Origin of the sequence: Cyanobium sp. Aljojuca 7D2 (genome assembly GCF_024346415.1) — a bacterium.
In the GTDB taxonomy this organism is placed as follows: Bacteria; Cyanobacteriota; Cyanobacteriia; order PCC-6307; family Cyanobiaceae; genus Cyanobium_A.
The window spans coordinates 41,711-60,483 of the sequence record NZ_JAGQCX010000005.1; the positions used below are offsets into that span (position 1 = coordinate 41,711).

At 69.0% G+C, this 18,773-nt stretch carries 16 protein-coding genes; 11 read left to right on the forward strand and 5 right to left on the reverse strand.

The window, feature by feature from the left end; genetic code table 11:
- The first annotated feature begins 187 nt into the window (after positions 1-187).
- The 6 genes from KBY57_RS06835 (at position 188) to kdsB (ending at position 7,332) form a co-directional block, all read left to right on the forward strand.
- Positions 188-901 carry a heme oxygenase (biliverdin-producing) gene (locus KBY57_RS06835; RefSeq protein WP_254995137.1) on the forward strand — a complete coding sequence of 238 codons (714 nt, stop codon included), beginning with the start codon at positions 188-190 and terminating at the stop codon, positions 899-901.
- A gap of 7 nt (positions 902-908) precedes the next feature.
- The gene (locus KBY57_RS06840) at positions 909-1,979 is read left to right on the forward strand and encodes a glycosyltransferase family 1 protein (RefSeq protein ID WP_254995138.1); all 1,071 of its coding nucleotides are present in this window, start codon (positions 909-911) and stop codon (positions 1,977-1,979) included.
- Between the two features lie 10 nt (positions 1,980-1,989).
- Complete coding sequence (locus KBY57_RS06845; RefSeq protein WP_254995139.1) at positions 1,990-4,407, forward strand: UvrD-helicase domain-containing protein; 2,418 nt, start codon at positions 1,990-1,992, stop codon at positions 4,405-4,407.
- 137 nt (positions 4,408-4,544) lie between these two features.
- Complete coding sequence (locus KBY57_RS06850) at positions 4,545-5,255, forward strand: glycosyltransferase (RefSeq protein WP_254987877.1); 711 nt, start codon at positions 4,545-4,547, stop codon at positions 5,253-5,255.
- 52 nt (positions 5,256-5,307) lie between these two features.
- A complete protein-coding gene (locus KBY57_RS06855; RefSeq protein ID WP_254995237.1) occupies positions 5,308-6,528 on the forward strand; it encodes a CCA tRNA nucleotidyltransferase in 1,221 nt (406 codons plus the stop codon).
- Between the two features lie 9 nt (positions 6,529-6,537).
- A complete protein-coding gene (kdsB, locus tag KBY57_RS06860) occupies positions 6,538-7,332 on the forward strand; it encodes a 3-deoxy-manno-octulosonate cytidylyltransferase (protein WP_094559079.1) in 795 nt (264 codons plus the stop codon).
- Here kdsB and KBY57_RS06865 read toward each other — a convergent pair.
- Genes KBY57_RS06865 through galE form a run of 5 tightly spaced genes read right to left on the reverse strand, consistent with a single transcriptional unit; the run spans position 7,329 to position 12,943 of the window.
- The gene (locus KBY57_RS06865) at positions 7,329-7,883 is read right to left on the reverse strand and encodes a KdsC family phosphatase (protein WP_254995140.1); all 555 of its coding nucleotides are present in this window, start codon (positions 7,881-7,883) and stop codon (positions 7,329-7,331) included. The genes kdsB and KBY57_RS06865 overlap by 4 nt on opposite strands.
- 11 nt (positions 7,884-7,894) lie before the next feature.
- Positions 7,895-8,725, reverse strand: coding sequence for a 3-deoxy-8-phosphooctulonate synthase (gene kdsA, locus KBY57_RS06870; RefSeq protein WP_254995141.1), 831 nt, complete (start codon positions 8,723-8,725; stop codon positions 7,895-7,897).
- Positions 8,722-9,753 carry an SIS domain-containing protein gene (locus KBY57_RS06875; RefSeq protein WP_254995142.1) on the reverse strand — a complete coding sequence of 344 codons (1,032 nt, stop codon included), beginning with the start codon at positions 9,751-9,753 and terminating at the stop codon, positions 8,722-8,724. The genes kdsA and KBY57_RS06875 overlap by 4 nt, the downstream gene beginning before the upstream one ends.
- A 54-nt stretch (positions 9,754-9,807) precedes the next feature.
- Positions 9,808-11,910, reverse strand: coding sequence for a selenide, water dikinase SelD (gene selD / locus KBY57_RS06880; protein ID WP_254995143.1), 2,103 nt, complete (start codon positions 11,908-11,910; stop codon positions 9,808-9,810).
- Entirely contained in the window at positions 11,900-12,943 is a 1,044-nt protein-coding gene (gene galE, locus KBY57_RS06885) for a UDP-glucose 4-epimerase GalE (protein WP_254995238.1), read from the reverse strand. The genes selD and galE overlap by 11 nt, the downstream gene beginning before the upstream one ends.
- A 54-nt stretch (positions 12,944-12,997) precedes the next feature.
- Here galE and KBY57_RS06890 point away from each other — a divergent pair, with 54 nt between their 5' ends.
- The 5 genes from KBY57_RS06890 to KBY57_RS06910 all read left to right on the forward strand — a co-directional run bounded on the left by KBY57_RS06890 (position 12,998) and on the right by KBY57_RS06910 (position 18,757).
- On the forward strand, positions 12,998-14,395 hold the full coding sequence (locus KBY57_RS06890; protein WP_254995144.1) for a nucleotide sugar dehydrogenase: 1,398 nt from the start codon (positions 12,998-13,000) through the stop codon (positions 14,393-14,395).
- A gap of 3 nt (positions 14,396-14,398) precedes the next feature.
- Positions 14,399-15,340 carry a UDP-glucuronic acid decarboxylase family protein gene (locus KBY57_RS06895; protein ID WP_254995145.1) on the forward strand — a complete coding sequence of 314 codons (942 nt, stop codon included), beginning with the start codon at positions 14,399-14,401 and terminating at the stop codon, positions 15,338-15,340.
- 119 nt (positions 15,341-15,459) lie between these two features.
- Complete coding sequence (locus KBY57_RS06900) at positions 15,460-16,500, forward strand: NAD-dependent epimerase (RefSeq protein WP_254995146.1); 1,041 nt, start codon at positions 15,460-15,462, stop codon at positions 16,498-16,500.
- Between the two features lie 39 nt (positions 16,501-16,539).
- Complete coding sequence (hisS, locus tag KBY57_RS06905; RefSeq protein WP_254995147.1) at positions 16,540-17,832, forward strand: histidine--tRNA ligase; 1,293 nt, start codon at positions 16,540-16,542, stop codon at positions 17,830-17,832.
- A gap of 91 nt (positions 17,833-17,923) precedes the next feature.
- Entirely contained in the window at positions 17,924-18,757 is an 834-nt protein-coding gene (locus tag KBY57_RS06910) for an LpxI family protein (RefSeq protein ID WP_254995148.1), read from the forward strand.
- Positions 18,758-18,773 lie beyond the last annotated feature (16 nt).

Below are 18,773 nucleotides of genomic sequence, written 5' to 3' on the forward strand. Positions count from 1 at the left end.
CGCTGCCGCTCTGGGCGTGCCGTTGTGAAACGCCTTGTTGAACAGTTGTCGAACGGCTCGCGAGCGAACCTCCCCCTGGGCGGCACGCGCCCGGCGAGCTGGCGGCGTAACCCTTCGCAACCTTGTTGCTCGCCTGGGCAAAGGCCCCGCCTAACTTGGCCCCTCGCCCGTGCAGCGCCCCCGACTGATGGCTGTCGCCCTAGCTTCCCAACTGCGTGAAGGCACCAAAAAAGCCCACACGATGGCGGAGAACACCGGCTTCGTGAGCTGCTTCCTCAAGGGGGTGGTGGACAAGGCCAGCTACCGCACCTTGGTGGCCGACCTCTATTTCGTGTATTCGGCGATGGAAGAGGAGTTCGGCAAGCTCAAGGACCACCCGGTGGTGGGTCCGGTGGCTTTTGTCGAGCTCAACCGTCGCGAGAGCCTCGAGCAGGACCTGGCCTTCTATTTCGGCCTGGATTGGCGCAGCGCAGTCAAGCCCACCCCCGGGGCTCAGCAGTACGTCGAGCGCCTGCACCAGGTGGCGCGGGAGTGTCCGGAGCTGCTGGTGGGCCACCACTACACCCGCTACATCGGCGATCTCTCTGGCGGTCAGATCCTCAAGAACATCGCCCAGAAGGCGATGAACCTGGGTGAACACGACGGCCTGCGCTTCTACGAATTCGACGCGATCCCCGACGAGAAGGCCTTCAAGACCAACTACCGCGCCACCCTGGATGCCCTGCCGATCGACCAGGTCATGGCTGATCGCATTGTCGAGGAGGCGAACCACGCCTTCCACCTCAACATGACGATGTTCCAGGAGCTGGAGGGCAACCTGATCGCCGCCATCGGCAAGGTGCTGTTCGGCTTCCTCACCCGCCGTCAGCGCGCTGGCAGCACCGAAGCCGTCGCCGCCTGATCGCCCGTTGAGGCCCCTCCGCTTCCTGGTTCCCGGAACAACCGGCCGGTACCGCTGCGGGGGGTTGCTGGTGGGGCAGCAGACAGCCCGGCTGTTGGCCGACCTGGTGCCCACGGAGCTCGTCACCTACCGGCAGCGGGAGGAGGGTCTGCCATTCCTCAACGACCTGTTGCGGGCGGAGCCCCTGGGTGCCGCCGCCGCCAACCAGGCGCTTTGGATCGTCAGCTGGGGCTTTGATGTGCCCCGGCAGCTGCGGGCCCTGCGGGGCCGGCCGGCGGCCTATCACGCCCACAGCAGCGGCTATGGCTTTCGGCTGCCGCCTGGCGTGCCGGTGCTGGCGGTGAGCCGCAACACCTTGGGCTACTGGGGCCAGTGGGCCAGCCGCAATCCCTTGTTTCTGGTGCCCAATGCCCTGGGGGCCAGCTGGATCGCCAATGGCAATCGCCCCCACAACCGCCCCCCCCACAACCCCGGCGGCCGCACCATCGATGTGCTGGTGCAACGGCGCAAGTGCAGCGCCTACGTGCTGGAGCGGCTGGTGCCAGCCCTGCGGGCCCTGGGGCTGCGGGTGGAGGTGCAGGACGGCTGGGTGGAGGATCTGGTGGGCTTGTTCAACAGCGCCACGGTGGTGCTCTACGACTCCGCCGACCACTGGCGTTGCAGCGGTGTGAGCGAGGGGTTCGGCCTGCCACCGGTCGAGGCGCTGGCCTGTGGCTGCGTGCTGTTCAGCAGCTTCAACCACGCCCTGGCCGACACGCTCGATCCCGGCGGAATGGCCCATCAGATCGGGGCTGGCACCCTGGCCGCCGACGTGGAGAGGATCGCGGCGGCTGTGGCTGATCCCGCGGCCTGGCTGCCGCCGCCGCGCCAGTTGGAGGAGCTGCTCGACGAGCTCAGCGAGCCGCGGCTGCGGGAGCGCTGGCGCCAGGCCCTCATCGCCATCAATGCCCATCTCGATCGCCTGCAGGCGGGGGAACCGCCGCTACTTGCTCCCTCACTGGCGCGGCTGCGGCTGGAGCGCTGGCGGCAGCGGTTTGGCAAGCGGCTTCCCGCAGGACTGGCCCGCCGGCTTGCCTAGGGTCGGGCCCATGAGTGCTTTCCTCGCCGGCCTGAATGACGCCCAGCGCAAGGCGGTGGACCACCACACCGGCCCGCTGTTGGTGGTGGCCGGCGCCGGTAGTGGCAAAACCCGGGCCCTCACCCACCGCATCGCCCACCTGATCGGCCACCACGGCGCCGATCCCGCCCATCTGCTCGCCGTCACCTTCACCAACAAAGCGGCCCGCGAGATGAAGGAGCGGCTGGAGCTGCTGCTGGCCCAGAAGCTGGCCCAGAGCCAGTTCGGTCAGCCGTGGAGCACCCTGCCGGCGGTGGAGCAGCGCCAGCTGCGCTCGCGCATCTACCGAGAGGTGATCAAGGAGCTGTGGATCGGCACGTTCCACGCCCTGTTCGCGCGGCTGCTGCGCTTCGACATCGACAAGTTCAAGGATCCCGAGGGGCTCAGCTGGACCCGCCAGTTCTCGATCTACGACGAGAACGACGTGCAGAGCCTGATCAAGGAGATCGTGACCCAGGAGCTGCAGCTCGATCCCAAGCGCTTTGAGCCCAAGAAGGTGCGCTGGGCGATCAGCAACGCCAAGAACCAGGGCTGGATGCCCGAGCAGCTCGAAGCCGATGCCGGCGGTCAGCGGGGCCGGTTGATGGCGGAGACCTACCGGCGCTATCGGCGCGCCTTGGCGGCCAACAACGCCCTCGACTTCGACGATCTGTTGCTCTTGCCGGTGCAGCTGCTGCGCCAGAATGAGCAGATCCGCGACTACTGGCACCGGCGTTTCCGCCACGTGCTCGTGGATGAATACCAGGACACCAACCGCACCCAGTACGACCTGATCAAGCTGTTGGTGACCAACGGTCGCGATCCGGCCGCCTACGACGACTGGGACGGGCGCTCGGTGTTTGTGGTGGGGGACGCCGACCAGAGCATCTACAGCTTCCGCGCCGCCGACTTCACGATCCTGATGGGGTTTCAGGACGACTTCGGCGATGGCGCCGCCGCCGAAGCCACCAGCACGATGGTGAAGCTGGAGGAGAACTACCGCTCCACCGCCACGATCCTGGAGGCGGCCAACGCCCTGATCGCCCACAACTCCGAGCGCATCGACAAGGTGCTGCGGCCCACCCGCGGCGAAGGCGAGCTGATCTCCCTCACCCGCTGCGATGACGAGATCGCCGAGGCGGAAGCGGTGGTGCACCGCATGCGCATGCTGGAGGCTGCCCACCCCGATCTCAGCTGGGGCGACATGGCTGTGCTGTATCGCACCAATGCCCAGAGTCGGGCGATGGAGGAGTCGCTGGTGCGCTGGGGCATCCCCTACATCGTGGTGGGTGGGCTGCGCTTCTACGACCGGCGCGAGATCAAGGACGTGCTCGCCTACCTCAAGTTGCTGGTGAATCCGGCCGATACCGTCAGCCTGCTGCGGGTGCTCAACACCCCCAAGCGCGGCATCGGCAAAACCACGATCGAGCGGCTCACCGACGCCTCCAACCAGCTCGGCATTCCCCTTTGGGATGTGGTGAGCGATGCCGAGGCAGTGCGCTCCCTGGGGGGACGGTCGGCCAAGGGGCTGCTGCAGTTCTGCGAGCTGATCAATGGCCTGCAGGCCTGCGCCCAGGACATCGCCCCCTCCGAACTCGTGCAGCGGGTGATGGAGCAGAGCGGCTACGTGGCGGAGCTGATCGCCGATGGCACCGACGAAGCCGAAGATCGGCGCCGCAACCTCAACGAACTGGTGAACGCCGCCCTGCAATACCAGGAGGAAAACGAGGAGGGCTCCCTGGAGGATTTCCTGGCTTCGGCGGCCCTCGCCAGCGACGCCGATTCGAAAGATACCGAGCAGGACCGGGTCACCCTGATGACCCTGCACGCCAGCAAGGGCCTGGAGTTTCCGGTGGTGTATCTGGTGGGGATGGAGCAGGGGCTGTTCCCCAGCTACCGCTCCCTCGAGGATCCCTCCGCCCTTGAGGAGGAGCGCCGCCTCTGCTATGTGGGCCTCACCCGGGCCAAGGAGCGGTTGTTCCTCTCCCATGCCAGTGAGCGGCGCCTCTGGGGCGGCATGCGTGAGCCGGCGGTGCCGTCGGTGTTTCTCTCGGAGCTGCCCAGCGCCCTGATCCAGGGCGACATTCCCCACAGCGGCGGTGCCGCCATCCGCCGCGAGCAGCGCCTCGATCGCCTCACCCGCGTGGATCGTGAGGAGAGCCGGCGGGTGGCCGGTGGTGGCGAGGCTGGTGCCCCCAGCAACTCGGTGCGCCGCCGCGGGGCGGCGGTGCCCGGCCGCAACTGGGCGGTGGGTGACCGACTGTGTCACGTGGCTTTCGGCGAGGGGCGGGTGACGCACCTGTTCGGTAGCGGCGAGAAGATCTCGCTGGCGGTGAAGTTCGAAGGAATGGGACCGAAGATCCTCGATCCCCGCCTGGCGCCGATTCAGCCGCTTGGCGAGCCCACCTGAGCCGCAGCGGGGGCGGCGCTGCTGCCGGAAAGTCGGCGGTCGTACTCTCTGATATCACGAAGACGTGATATCTTGAAATCCCTATAGCCATGTTCTGGTCCGTGCTCCCTGCGGGCCGTCGCTCTGCCGCCTTGCCGATGTCTTCTCCAGTGCCCGTCCCGGTGTTTGTGGGCTACGACCCCCATGAACGGGCGGCGGTGAATGTGCTGATCGATAGCCTTTACCAGCACAGCAGCCTGCCGCTGGCGATCACGCCAATCGTGGCCTCCCAGTTGACTGACGTATTCACCCGGGAGCGCAATCCCCAGCAGAGCACCGAGTTTTCGTTTACTCGTTTTCTGGTCCCCTATCTGATGGGCTATCAGGGGTGGGCGGTGTTCATGGACTGCGACATGTTGTGTCGCGGCGATCTCGCCGAACTGTGGGCCTGCAGGGATGATCGCCATGCGCTGATGGTGGTGAAGCACAGCCACGAGCCGGAGGAAACAGTGAAATTCCTCGGGGCTGTGCAGACCCGCTACGCCCGCAAGAACTGGAGCTCCCTGATGCTCTTCAACTGTTCGCGCTGCACCGCGCTCACGCCGGACTACGTGAACACCGCTACGGGGCTGTTCCTGCACCGCTTTGAGTGGCTGGATGACGACGCGATCGGCGCGCTACCGGCCCAGCGCTGGAACCATCTGATCGATGTTCAGGAGGCGCCGACGCTGGCGCCGGAGCAAGGCGGGCCGCTGCTGGTGCACTGGACCAAGGGAGGGCCCTGGTTCCGTGACTATCGCCACGCCGGGGCGGCGCTGGCGGCCGAGTGGTTCGCATCACGTGACGCCGCTTTCCGCCTCTGGGACTGATTCGCCACGCGCTGGTGTGGCACGCTCCCGGGGTGCCTGCCATGACAGCACCATGGATATTCCGGGCCTTCCCCCCAGCCTGCTGCGCCAGCTCGCTGCCGCCGCCGCGGATTGCCGGGTTGCGCTGGTGGGTGGGGCCGTGCGGGATCTCCTGCTGCACCGGGTTCACAACGACCCCTGGCGGGGGTTGCCCGATCTGGATCTAGTGGTGGAGGGACAGGCCAGTGCGTTTGTGAGCCGGTTGGCACAGAGGTTGCCGGCCGCGGCCTTGCTTGCGGCCCGGGAGCATGGCGCGTTCGGCACCGTGGAGCTGGAGGTGGTGATTGACGGACAGCCGGTGCTCCTCGATGTGGCCTCCGCCCGCGCTGAGACCTATCCGGTGCCCGCAGAGAATCCCCGAGTGACCCTCGGTGGCCTGGAGGATGACCTGGCCCGCCGCGACTTCAGCATCAACGCCATGGCCCTCGATCTGGGCAGTGGCCAGCTGCTGGATCCCCATGGGGGGCAGCTGGATTTGCAGCAGCGCCGACTGCGCTTGCTCCATGCCGCCAGCATCCTTGACGATCCCACCCGCCTGGTGCGCGGCGCCCGTTACGCCGCCAGGCTCGGGCTGGAGCTGGAGCCCGCTAGCGCCGCGCAGGCCCGCGCCACCCTGGCGGCCTGGCCCTGGGGCTGGCGGCTAGGGGATCCGCCGGGTCAGGCTCCGGCGGCCCTGGGCACCCGGCTGCGGATGGAGCTGGAGCTGTTGTTGGAGCGGGAGCCCTGGTTGGCGGCGCTCACGGCCTTGCAGCGCTGGGGCGCGCTGGCGTTGCTGGATCCGGCCCTGCAGGCCGATGGGACGTGGCCGCGGCGGCTGCGCTGGGCCGAGCGGCTGGGGCTGCCTCCGCTGGCGGCACTGGTGGCCGCTGCACGCGATCCGCTGGCGCTAGCGGAGCGGCTGCAGCTGCCCCATCGCCAGCATCGGTTGCTGGTCCAGTGGCTGGAGCTGCGGCGCTGGCTGCAGGAGCGGCAGGGGGAGGCCCTGCCGGTGTTGGCAGAACACTGGTGTGCCCTGCTGGAGGCCCCGGGCTGCAGCCCTGACGCGGTGGCCCTGGCCCTTGCCTGCGGTATCGGCCCGCGCCGGCCCCTGCTGCGCTGGTGGCTGCGTTGGCGCCAGGTGAAGGCCGCCTCGACCGCCGCAGACCTGTTGGCAGCTGGCATGCGGCCAGGGCCTGAGCTGGGCCAGAAGCTGCGGGAGCTGCGGGCCGAGCGGCTGCGGCTGGAGCGGCTTTAGCGTGAACACATGACCGATCCGGTGCGTGATCCTTGCGTTGTGGTGGCCGTGCCGGCCCGCCTGGCATCAGCGCGGCTGCCGGGCAAGGTGCTGGCCGACATCGCCGGCAAACCGATGCTCCAGCACGTGCTCGAGCGCTGCAGCCAGGCCAAGGGCGTGGCGGCGGTGGTGGTGTGCACCGACAGTGATCAGGTGCGCGCTGACGCCGAAGCCTGGGGGTTTCCGGTGCTGATGACCTCCCCGGATTGCAGCTCGGGCAGTGAGCGCCTGGCCAGTGTGGTGAAGGAGTTGGTGGCCGCCGCGGGTGGCTGGTCTTTGGACCCTGCGCTCTCGGACACGCTGGTGATCAATGTGCAGGGGGATCAGCCCCTGCTGGATCCAGGGATCATTGAGGCGATGGTGGCCCAGTTTGTGGCGCTGCAGCGGCCGCCGGTGCTGACGCCGGTGTATCCGCTCACGGCCGACAAGCTGCACGATCCCAACGTGGTGAAGGTGTTGCGGGCCCGTGACGGCCGGGCCATCACCTTCTCCCGCAGTGCTCTGCCCCACCTGCGCGGCGTGCCGCCGGAGCAGTGGGCCGACCACACCACCTACTGGGGCCATGTGGGCCTCTACGGCTACCGGGCCGATGTGCTGGCCAGCTGGACGGCGCTGCCCGTCTCCCCCCTCGAGCAGCTGGAGAAACTGGAGCAGCTGCGGCTGATCGATGCCGGCATTCCCCTGCTCACCTTCGCGGTGGATCAGGACTGCCTCTCGGTGGACACCCCGGAGCAGCTGGAGCAGGCCCGGGCCCTGGCGCCTTAGGCGTTGCCGTCCCGCCAGCCCTCCCGGTTGAGCTCTCGCCACAGCCCCCGGTGCTGCAGCAGCGACTCCGCCAGCTCGCGCACGGCGCCATCGCCCCCCCGGCGCCGCAGCACCCAGTCGGCCTGGCGCCGCAGGCCTGCGGCCCCATCGGCGGGGCTGATCAGCAGGCCTGTGGCGGGGCGCACCGTGAGGTCGTTGAGGTCGTCGCCGATGAAGGCGGTGTGCTCCCGCTCCAGCTGAAGCGTGGCCTGGAGTTGGCGCAGGGCGCTGAGTTTGTCGCCCACCCCCACCAGGCAGTGGCTCACCTGCAGGTGCCGGGCCCGCTGCTCGATCGCACCGCTGCGGCCGCCACTGAGAAAGGCCACCTCGATGCCAGCCCGCTGCAGCATCCGGATCGCCAGGCCGTCGCGCACGTCGAAGCGCTTCACCACCCGGCCCTGCTCGTCGTAGTGCAGCCCCCCATCGGTGAGCACGCCATCCACGTCGCACACCAGCAGCTGGATCTGGCGCAGGCGGGGGCTGAGCAGGCGCCGTTGCAGGCGGAAACGCATACCAAGCCGGCTCACAGCGTGCTCACCGCCAGGCCATCGGCCACCGCTGCGCGGATGGCCAGCAGCTGGCTCAGCAGGGCCTCCAGGCGATGCAGCGGCACCATGTTGGGTCCGTCGCTGAGGGCTTTCTCCGGGTTGGGATGCACCTCCAGGAACAAGCCATCCACCCCCACCGCAACGGCTGCTCTGGCGAGGGGTGCCACGAATTCCCGCTGGCCGCCCGAGGTGGTGCCCTGGCCGCCGGGCTGCTGCACCGCGTGGGTGGCATCGAAGATCACCGGGCAACCCAGGGCCTGCATCTGGGGGATGGCGCGGTAATCCACCACCAGCGTGTTGTAGCCAAAGCTGCTGCCACGCTCGGTGAGCCAGAGGCGGCCGCTGGCGGGATCCAGCCCGCATTCGGTGAGCTTGTTCACCACCTGGGCCATGTCCCAGGGCGCCAGGAATTGCCCTTTCTTGACGTTCACAAGCTTGTTGGTGCCGGCCACGGCCTTGGCCGCGGCCTCCAGCAGGTCGGTCTGGCGGCAGAGGAAGGCCGGGATCTGCAGCACGTCCACCGCCTGGGCGGCGGCGGCGGCCTGGTGGCTTTCGTGGATGTCGGTCAGCACCTGCAGGCCGAAGGTCTGCCCCACCTCCTGCAGGATCGCCAGGCCCTCCTCGGGGCCGGGCCCACGAAACGATTTGCCGGAGCTGCGGTTGGCTTTGTCGAAGCTGGCCTTAAACACGTAGCGGATGCCGAGGCGATCGGTGATCGCTTTCACCTGCTCGGCCACCTGCAGCACCAGATCGCGACTTTCGATCACGCAGGGGCCGGCGATCAGGGTGAAGGGGATGGCCGTCATGGGCGCTCAGCGGCGGTGCTGGTGGTGAACCCAGCCTGCACCAGATCGTGCAGCCGCAGCAGACCCAGCAGCTGGCGGGGCCGGGTTGGATCCACCACCGGCAGCACCGAAATCGCCTGGCGGGGATTGCGCTCCATCAGCTCCAGCGCCGCGATGGCCAGGGTGTTTGGCGCCACCGTGATCGGGTTGGCGGTCGCCATGGCGCCGGCTCGCAGGGCAGCCCAGTGCTCGGGAGCATGGCGTTGCAGGGTGCGGCGAAGATCGCCATCGGTGATCAGCCCGGCCAGCTCGGCGGGGTTGTGAGCCGCCTGCACCCAGGCGGCGCCAAGGCTGCCCTTGCCGTTGCTGCCCTCGGTGAGCCGGCCGATCACCTCCGCTAGGGGGGCTTCGGGTGAGAGGCCCGCTAGATCGCTGGCCGGCACCATCAGATCGGCCACGGTGAGGGTGAGCTGGCGGCCGAGGGAGCCGGCCGGATGGTTGATGGCGAAGTCTTCCGGCGAGATGCCGGCCCGCTCCATCCACACGGCCGCCAGGGCATCCCCGATCGCCATAGCCACCGCCGTGCTCGCGGTGGGGGCCAGGTTCAGCGGGCACACCTCCCGATCCACCGCCCCATCGAGCACCACGTCGCAGCCCAGCGCCAGGCTGGACGCCAGGCGACCCACCAGGGCGATGCGGGCGGTGCCGCGGCGGCGCAGGTGGGGAAGGATGGCCAGCAGCTCTTCGGTTTCGCCGCTGTTGGAGAGCAGCAGGGCGACGTCGTCGGAGGCGACGATCCCTAGATCGCCGTGCAGGGCGTCGACCGGGTTGAGAAACACGGCCGTCAGGCCGATCGAGGAGAAGGTGGCGGCGATCTTGCGGGCGACGATGCCGCTCTTGCCCACCCCCGTCACCACCAGCTTGGCGCGGCGCTGGCGGCAGCCCTCCAGCAGCTCCAGGGCCGCCTCCACCTGCTCGCTGCTGAGGCGCTGGGCGGCCGCGGCGATGGCAGCAGCCTCTTCCTCCAGGCAGCGGGTGAGGGCAGACAACGGGCGGGGATCAGCAGTGGAGCCATTCTCCCTGCCGGGTCGCTGTGGCGGTGCTCAGGTGTGCATATGGCCGATCACGGTGGCCTGGGGGAAGCCCGCCTGCTGCAGCGCGGCAAGGGCGGCGTTGCACTGATCGGCGGGAATCGCTGCCAGCAGGGGGCCGCAGGTCTGGGGATCGATCAACAGGCCCTGCTGCGCCGCGCTGGCCATTCCCTGCAGCTGCACCCGTTCCCCCAATAGGGCCAGGGCGCTGGCGTTGGAGGGGGCCAGGCTGCTGGCCCAGCCCTGCTCCAGCAGCTGCAGCGCCCCGGGCAGGGCTGGGATCGCGGCAGCCTTCAGCGTCACGCGGCAGGGGTCGGGGCTGGCGGCCAGCATCTCGCCCAGGTGGCCCAGCAGCCCGAAGCCGGTCACGTCGGTGCAGGCCCGGCAGCCGTGGCGGGCCAGGAGCTCCACCAGGGCCGCCTGGCTCTGCTGCATCTGGAGCAGGGCGGCGTCGATCCACTGGGGCTGGGCGCTGCCGGCCATGGCGGCGGCAAACAGTACGCCGCTGCCGATCGGCCGGCTCAGCAGCAGGCCATCGCCCGGGCGCAATGGCCCCTTGCCCCAGGGTTCACCGGCGCCAGTGCGGCCATTCACGCTCAGCACCAGGCTCAGGCTGCCCCCAGCGGGCTCTGGCTGGTTTTGGGTGTGGCGGCCCTCCAGGGTGTGGCCGCCGATCAGCCGGGCCCCCAGCGGCGCCAGCACCGATTGGATCCCCGCCAGGGTGTCGCTGAGCAGGTCGGCCTGCACTGGAGCCGCCAGCTCGGGCAGGGTGACCACCGCCTGCACGCTCTCCACCCGGGCGCCGCAGGCCCAGAGGTCGCTGCAGGCGTGCAGGGTGGTGAGCCGGGCATTGAGCCAGGCGTCAGCCACCAGCGCCGGGAAGCCATCCACGCTCTGCAGCAGCAGCGTCCCATCCGGCGTGGGGCCGATCACGGCGGCGTCCTCGGCGCTCGCCGGTGTGCCGCCGCCCAGGCTGTTGCGTGCCAGGGCGTCCTGCAGCGGACTGGCGGCCAGCTTGGCGGCGCAGCCCCGGCAGGCCATCGGCGCGGCCCCGTTGTGATCCATGGCCTTCAGGCGGCTGAAGCGAGCCATGAAGCGCTGATCGAGGTGGTGCTTCCAGCGCCAGAGCAGGGGGCTCGGCCCGAAGGCCCAGGGGCCCCAGAAGGCCACGGCTTGGGGCTGCCGCATCAGGCTGCCGCCATCCCCCAGCAGTTGCAGGGCCCAGCGCTGGGGCCGCCAGGGCCGCAGCGGGCGACCCGCCACTGCGGCGGCCAGGTTGCGGGCCAGGGTTGGGGCGCAGCGCACGGCCCAGACACCGGCGGGAGGGCGGGGATGGCCTGTGATGACGCCGCAGTCGCCGCTGCCAAACAGCATGGGGTGGTCCTTCACCTGCAGACTCGCTTCGGTGAGCAGCCGCCCCCGGGCGTCGCAGGGCAGTCCGCTGGCGGCCAGCCAATGGGGCCCGCCGCTGCCGGTGCAGGCCAGGTCGGCCGCCGCACCTGCGGGGCTGTTTTTTTCAACGGTGATTCCTGCGCCCTGGAGCAGCCGTTCGCCCAGCCGGTTGGCCGCTGCCGAGCCCAGATGCAAGGCGTGCCCCCGCAACAGCAGCTCGGGTTGCAGCCCCCGGCCCCGCAGGGCCAAGGCCACCTCCACGGCCGCCGCGCCACCGCCCCGGATGCGCATAGAGCCCTGCTCCTGCTGGGCGCACCACTGCAGGAAGGGCTCCAGGGGCTTGACGCCCACCGCCGCGTGCTCGCTGTCGACGGTTTCCGCCCCCACATCGAGGCTGAGCCAGTCCCAGCGCAGGCTGGGCCGGCCCTCCAGCTGCAGCTCCCGTGCCTGGACATCGAGGCCAGTGATCTCCGCCTGCACGAAGGTCACCTTGGCCAGTCGGCAGAGGCGACGCAGGTCGATGCTGCAGGCCTGGGTGTCGTAAAGGCCGGCCACCAGACCCGGCACCATGCCCGAATACAGGGCGGTGCTGCACCGACTCACCAGGGTGATCTGGGCTGCTGGCCGTCGACCGGGTCGCCCCCGTGCCATGGCCCACATCCGCAGTAGCAGCGCATGGCTGTGGCCGCCACCGGCCAGCACCAGCCGGGCGTCAGCGGCCATAGCCCTGGGGGTTGGCCTGCTGCCAGCACCAGCCGTCGCGGCAGATGTCGGCCAGCCCGCGCTGGGTGCGCCAGCCCAGCCGCTCGATGGCCAGGTGGGGATCGGCCACCGTGCTGGCGGCGTCGCCATCGCGCCGCGGCACCACGGTGTAGGGCACCGGGCGGCCGCTGGCGGCTTCGAAGGCGTGTACAACCTCCAGCACGGAGTGGCCCATCCCGCTGCCGAGGTTGAGGGTGAGCAGCTGGGGTGGCTCCGCCAGCAGCACATCGAGGGCGGCCCGGTGGCCGTCGGCCAGGTCCATCACGTGGATGTAGTCGCGGATGCCGCTGCCATCGGGGGTGGGCCAATCGCCGCCAAACACCTGCAGTCGCTCGCGCCGCCCCACGGCCACCTGGCTCACGAACGGGAACAGGTTGTTGGGGATGCCGCTGGGGTCTTCGCCGATCCGCCCGCTGGGGTGGGCTCCGACGGGGTTGAAGTAGCGCAGCCGGGCGATGCGCCAGCCGGGCTCACTGGCGACCAGATCGGCCAGCAGCTGCTCCACGGCGGCCTTGCTGTGGCCGTAGGGATTGATCGGTTGAATCGGCGCCGTCTCGGGGATCGGCACCACCTCGGGGTAGCCATAGAGGGTGGCGCTGCTGCTGAACACCAGGGTGCGGCAGCCGTGGGCCTGCATGGTCGCCAGCAGCTGCCGCGAGCCCGCCAGGTTCACATCCCAGTAGCGCAGGGGGTCGCGCACCGATTCCCCCACCGCTTTGAGCCCGGCGAAGTGGATCACGGCTTCAATCGGCCCGCCGCCGGGGGCGGCGGCGAAGGCCCGCTCCAGATCCGCTGCGGAACGGATGTCGCCCTCCACCACCGTGAGCCGGCCGGCTGCCTCAGGGCCGGCCAGCTCCTGCACCCTCCGCAGGCTCTCGGGCGAGCTGTTGGTGAAGTTGTCGAGCACCACCAGGCTGTGGCCGGCCTCCAGCAGCACCAGGGCGGTGTGGCTACCGATGAAGCCGGCGCCTCCGGTGATCAGCAGTTGGGCCAATCGGGGCATCCCGTGCTTCAGGGATAGTCTCTCGCTATCGGCCTGCCGCGTTCCATGGCGTCATCAACCATTCGCAGCATTTGCTGTATCGGCGCGGGCTATGTGGGCGGTCCGACGATGGCGGTGATTGCTGATCGTTGCCCGCAGATCCAGGTGAGCGTGGTGGATCTCAATGCCGAGCGCATCGCCGCCTGGAACGATCCCGATCTCAGCCAGCTGCCGGTCTACGAGCCGGGTCTGGATGCGGTGGTGGGCCGCTGCCGTGGCCGCAATCTGCACTTCTCCACGGCGGTGGAGGCGGCGATCGCCGCGGCCGACATGGTGTTCCTGTCGGTGAACACGCCCACCAAGACCAAGGGTTTGGGCGCTGGTCAGGCCAGCGACCTCAAGTGGGTGGAGGCCAGCGCCCGCACGGTCGCCCGCGCCGCTCAGGGCCACACGATCGTGGTGGAGAAAAGCACCCTGCCGGTGCGCACCGCAGCGGCGGTGAAGGCGATCCTGGATGCGGGCCCAGCGGGCAAGACGTTCGCGGTGCTCTCCAACCCCGAGTTTCTGGCGGAGGGCACGGCGATCGGTGATCTGGAGGGTCCTGATCGGGTGCTGATCGGTGGCGAGGATCCGGAGGCGATCGAGGCCCTGGCAGGGATCTATGGCCAGTGGGTGGCCCCCCAGAAGATCCTGCGCACCAACCTCTGGAGCAGCGAGCTCTCCAAGCTCACGGCCAATGCCTTTCTGGCCCAGCGGATCAGCTCGATCAACAGCATTGCGGCCATCTGCGAAGCCACGGGTGCCGATGTGCGCGAGGTGGCCAAGGCGATCGGCGCCGACAGCCGTATTGGCGCGAAGTTTCTGCAGGCGGGCCCTGGTTTTGGTGGCAGCTGCTTCCAGAAAGACATCCTCAACCTGGTGTATCTCTGCCGCCACTACGGCCTGGAGGAGGTGGCGGCCTACTGGGAGCAGGTGGTGCTGCTCAACACCTGGCAGCAGCACCGCATCGCCAAGCTGGTGGTGAACAAGCTGTTTGGCACGGTGACGGGGAAACGGATCGGGGTGTTGGGCTTTGCCTTCAAGGCCGACACCAACGACACGCGCGAATCACCGGCGATCCGGATCTGCCGGGATCTGCTGGAGGAGGGCGCGATCATGCAGATCGTGGATCCCAAAGTGAACGAAGAGCAAATGGCGCGCGACCTGGGTCAGCCGGCTGGCGAGGCCACTGGCGCTCACACTGCCGAAGGGAGCTGGCACCAAGTGAGCGATGTGCAGCAGGCGGCCAGCGGCGCCGATGCCCTGCTGCTGCTCACCGAATGGCAGCAATTCGCAGCGATCGATTGGCCAGCGGTGGCGGCGGTGATGCGCCAGCCGGCCTGGCTGTTTGATGCCCGGGCCAAGGCGGACGCCAGCGCCGCCCGGGCTGCAGGGCTCAACGTTTGGACCGTGGGGGAGGGCTGAGAGATGCCGGCTTCGATCACGCGCAACCTGGTCACCGGCGGCGCCGGCTTCGTCGGCTCTCACCTCGTCGATCGCCTCATGCAGGCCGGCGAGGAGGTGATCTGCCTCGACAACTTCTTCACCGGCCGCAAGGTCAACATCGCCCAATGGATCGGCCATCCGCGCTTTGAGCTGATCCGCCACGACGTCACCGAGCCGATCAAGCTTGAGGTCGATCGGATCTGGCACCTGGCCTGCCCGGCATCTCCGGTGCACTACCAGTTCAACCCGATCAAGACCGCCAAAACCAGCTTCCTGGGCACCTACAACATGCTGGGCCTGGCCCGCCGCGTCGGTGCCCGGCTGCTGCTCGCCAGCACCAGCGAGGTGTATGGCGATCCGGAGGTGCATCCCCAGCCCGAGAGCTACCGCGGCTGCGTCAACACCATCGGCTTGCGCAGCTGCTACGACGAGGGCAAGCGCATCGCCGAAACGCTCTGCTTCGACTACCGGCGCATGCATGGCACCGAGATCCGGGTGGCGCGGATCTTCAACACCTATGGCCCGCGCATGCTCCCCGACGACGGTCGGGTGGTGAGCAACTTCATCGTGCAGGCCTTGCGGGGCGAACCGCTCACCCTCTATGGCGATGGCAGCCAGACCCGCAGCTTTTGCTATGTGGATGACTTGGTGGAGGGCCTGATCCGACTGATGAATGGCAGCCACACCGGCCCGATCAACATCGGCAACCCTGGCGAGTTCACGATCCGCCAGCTGGCCGAGCTGGTTCGCGCCCGCATCAATCCCGACCTGCCGTTGACCTGTGAACCGCTGCCGGCCGACGACCCGCTGCAGCGGCAACCGGTGATCGCGCTGGCCCAGCAGGAGCTTGGCTGGCAGCCCACGGTGCCGCTGGAGCAGGGCCTGGACCCCACGATCGCCTACTTCCGGGAGGCCCTCAGCTGAATGTCCAAGGCCCCGTTCCGCAAGCTGCTCTCCCTGATTCCGTACTGGTTGTACAGAATCCGGCACAGGACGCCGTGGAGCTTGCAGGCCGTTCCCCCCGCAGGTCCGGAGCCCCTTCCATGACTATTTTCTTGACTGGTGCTGCCGGCTTCATCGGTGCAGCCGTGTGCGAGCGCTTGTTGGCTCGCGGCGAGCGGGTGGTGGGGTTCGACAACTTCAATCCCTATTACGACCCCGCCCTGAAACGGGCCAGGATTGCCCAGCTCCAGGCCACGGCGGTCACCACGGGCACCTCCGGCGCCTCCTGGGCGCTGATCGAAGCCGATCTGGAGGATCGGGCGGCGGTGGAAGCGGCCTTCGCGCAGCACAACCCCACCACGGTGATCCATCTGGCGGCCCAGGCAGGGGTGCGCCACTCGATCGAAAACCCGGCCGCCTACATCCAGGCCAATCTGGTGGGCTTCGGCCACATCCTCGAGGGCTGCCGCCACCACGGCATTGAGCATCTCGTCTATGCCTCCAGCAGCTCGGTGTATGGCGGCAACACCAATCTGCCGTTTGCCGAGCACCAGCCGGTGAACCATCCGGTGAGCCTCTATGCGGCCACCAAGAAGGCCAATGAGCTCATGGCCCACACCTACAGCCACCTTTATGGGCTACCGGCCACCGGTCTGCGCTTCTTCACGGTGTACGGCCCCTGGGGCCGGCCCGACATGGCGCCGATGCTGTTTGCCAAGGCGATCCTGGCGGGGGAGCCGATCCGGGTGTTCAACCAGGGGCGCATGCGCCGGGATTTCACCTACATCGATGACATCGTCTCCGGCGTGATCGCCTGCGCCGACAAGCCCGCCACCCCCAATCCTGCCTTCGATGCCGGGTCGCCCGACCCAGCCACCAGTTGGGCGCCCCACCGCCTGTTCAACATCGGCAACAGCGAGCCGGTGGAGCTGCTGCGCTTCATCGAGCTGCTGGAGCAGGTCCTGGGCCGGCCGGCGATCCGGGATCTGCAGCCAATGCAGCCCGGTGATGTGGAGGCTACCGCCGCCGACACAGCTCTGCTGGAGGCCTGGGTGGGCTTCCGGCCCGCCACCCCGATCGCCGTGGGGGTGGAGCGCTTCGCCCGCTGGTACCGCGCCACCAATGCCGCCAGCCCCGCCTGAGCGCCGGCAGGCAGACTCACCCCACTCGCTCCTTTCGCCTTGGCGTCGCTGCAGAGCCTGCGTGGCATGGTCGATCTGCTGCCCGAGCAGAGCGGCCTGTGGCAGCACGTGGAAGCCACGGCCCGGGAGCAGTTCCGCCGCGCGGGGATCGTCGAGATCCGCACGCCGCTGCTGGAGGTCACCGAGTTGTTTGCCCGCGGCATCGGCGAGGCCACCGATGTGGTGGGTAAGGAGATGTACACCTTTCTCGATCGCGGTGATCGCAGCTGCACCCTGCGGCCGGAGGGCACGGCCTCGGTGGTGCGGGCCGCGATCCAGCACGGCCTGCTGAGCCAGGGGCCGCAGCGGCTCTGGTATGGCGGGCCGATGTTCCGCTACGAGCGCCCCCAGGCGGGCCGCCAGCGCCAGTTCCACCAGATCGGCCTGGAGCTGCTGGGCTTTGCCGATGCCTGCAGCGATGCGGAGGCCATCGCCGTGGCCTGGGATCTGCTGGCCGCGCTGGGCGTGGGTGGCCTGGCCCTGGAGCTCAATTCCCTCGGCAGCGCTGAGGATCGGGCCCGCTACCGCGAGCTGCTGGTGGCTTGGCTTGAGCAGCGGCGCGAGCTGCTCGATGCCGATTCCCAGGCGCGTATCCACAGCAACCCCCTGAGGGTGCTGGATTCCAAACACCCAGGCACCCAGGCGCTGCTGGCGGAGGCCCCCAGCCTGGCGTCAGCCCTCAGCGACGCCAGCCAGGCCCGCTTCGCCGCCGTGCAGCAGGCCCTCGCAGCCTTGGAGATCCCCTTTGTGCTCAACCCCCGCCTGGTGCGGGGCCTCGACTACTACAGCCACACCGCCTTCGAGATCACCAGCAGCCAGCTGGGCGCCCAGGCCACCGTGTGTGGCGGCGGCCGTTACGACGGCCTGGTGCAGCAGCTGGGCGGGCCGGCCACTCCCGCGATCGGTTGGGCCCTCGGTATGGAGCGGCTGGTGCTGCTGCTCAGCCAGCTCGAGCGGCCGGTGGCGGCTGCTCCGGCGTTGGATCTCTACGTGGTGAGCCGCGGCGAGGCGGCGGCCACGCAGGCGCTGGCGTTGGCGCGGCTCTGCCGTCAGGCTGGCCTGGCGGTGGAGCGCGATGCCAGTGGCGCGGCCTTTGGCAAGCAGTTCAAACGGGCCGACCGCTCCGGGGCCCGCTGGGCGGCGGTGATCGGTGAGCAGGAGGCGGCTGATGGCCTGGTGGGGCTCAAGGATCTGCGCGCCGCAGCCAGCGACCAGGAGGGCGCCCAGGCCGACCAGCGGCTCAGCCCCGCGGCCCTGCTCCAGGCGCTGCAGGCTGCCCTGAAGGGGCCATGACGCCGCAGGACCTGTCCACCACAGCCAGCCACTCCAGGGTGTTGGGCCTTTGACTGCCCATACCACTGAGCGCGGAGCAGTTTCGGCCCTGATGGGTGATCCGACCCTCGCGATCATTGCCGGTGAGGGCGCGCTGCCGAGGATGCTCTCGCAGGCCCTCGCCCGGGCGGGCCGCTCCCACATCGCCTGCTATCCCCATGGGTTGGAGGTGGATGTACCAGCGGCGGAGGAATTCTTCTTCGAGCGCTCGATCGCTTTCATCAAGTCGCTGCAGCAGCGGGGCATCGAGCAGATCGTGATGGTGGGCAAGTTTGTGCGGCCGCGCTCGCTCAACCTGCTGCGCTTCGAGGGTTCCACCTTGATGGCCGCTCCGCGCATCCTGGCCTCGCTGCGCAACGGCGATGACGCCTCCCTCCGGGCACTGGCACAGATCATCGAGGAGCACGGTTTGCGGGTGGTGGGCATCGAGGATGTGGCGCCGAACCTGCTGCCGGAGCCCGGTCTCTACGCCAGCACCGTGCCCAGCGACATGGACCGGGCTGATGTGGAGCGCGCCGCTTACATCGTGGAGGCCATCTCCCAGGTGGATGTGGGCCAGGGAGCGGTGGTGGCCAAGGGGCTGTGCCTGGCCACTGAAGCCCTGCCGGGCACGGACGCCATGCTCGAGTGGGTGGCGGCCACGCGCACCGATCGGCCGGATACGGGCCGCTCCGGCGTGCTTTACAAGGCCCCCAAGCTCAACCAGGACAGGCGCATGGACCTCCCCGGCATCGGTCCCACCACCGTGGCCAAGGCCGCGGTGGCGGGCCTGGCCGGCATCGCCTGGGAAGCGCGCAGCGCCCTGTTGCTCGATGCGGAGCAAACGATGGCGGATGCCGAGCGGCTGGGGCTGTTTCTCTGGTCGCGGGAGTCGGATCCGGGCTAGTGGGCTAGTGGTCCCG

Excerpts from the sequence above, each read along its gene's own strand:
- KBY57_RS06850 (WP_254987877.1), top strand. The coding sequence starts at position 4,545 with ATGTCTTCTCCAGTGCCCGTCCCGGTGTTTGTGGGCTACGACCCCCAT.
- kdsB (WP_094559079.1), top strand. The coding sequence starts at position 6,538 with ATGACCGATCCGGTGCGTGATCCTTGCGTTGTGGTGGCCGTGCCGGCC.
- KBY57_RS06855 (WP_254995237.1), top strand. The coding sequence starts at position 5,308 with ATGGATATTCCGGGCCTTCCCCCCAGCCTGCTGCGCCAGCTCGCTGCC.
- KBY57_RS06865 (WP_254995140.1), bottom strand. The coding sequence starts at position 7,883 with ATGCGTTTCCGCCTGCAACGGCGCCTGCTCAGCCCCCGCCTGCGCCAG.
- KBY57_RS06845 (WP_254995139.1), top strand. The coding sequence starts at position 1,990 with ATGAGTGCTTTCCTCGCCGGCCTGAATGACGCCCAGCGCAAGGCGGTG.
- selD (WP_254995143.1), bottom strand. The coding sequence starts at position 11,910 with ATGGCCGCTGACGCCCGGCTGGTGCTGGCCGGTGGCGGCCACAGCCAT.
- KBY57_RS06835 (WP_254995137.1), top strand. The coding sequence starts at position 188 with ATGGCTGTCGCCCTAGCTTCCCAACTGCGTGAAGGCACCAAAAAAGCC.
- KBY57_RS06895 (WP_254995145.1), top strand. The coding sequence starts at position 14,399 with ATGCCGGCTTCGATCACGCGCAACCTGGTCACCGGCGGCGCCGGCTTC.
- KBY57_RS06910 (WP_254995148.1), top strand. The coding sequence starts at position 17,924 with ATGGGTGATCCGACCCTCGCGATCATTGCCGGTGAGGGCGCGCTGCCG.
- KBY57_RS06890 (WP_254995144.1), top strand. The coding sequence starts at position 12,998 with ATGGCGTCATCAACCATTCGCAGCATTTGCTGTATCGGCGCGGGCTAT.
- KBY57_RS06900 (WP_254995146.1), top strand. The coding sequence starts at position 15,460 with ATGACTATTTTCTTGACTGGTGCTGCCGGCTTCATCGGTGCAGCCGTG.
- kdsA (WP_254995141.1), bottom strand. The coding sequence starts at position 8,725 with ATGACGGCCATCCCCTTCACCCTGATCGCCGGCCCCTGCGTGATCGAA.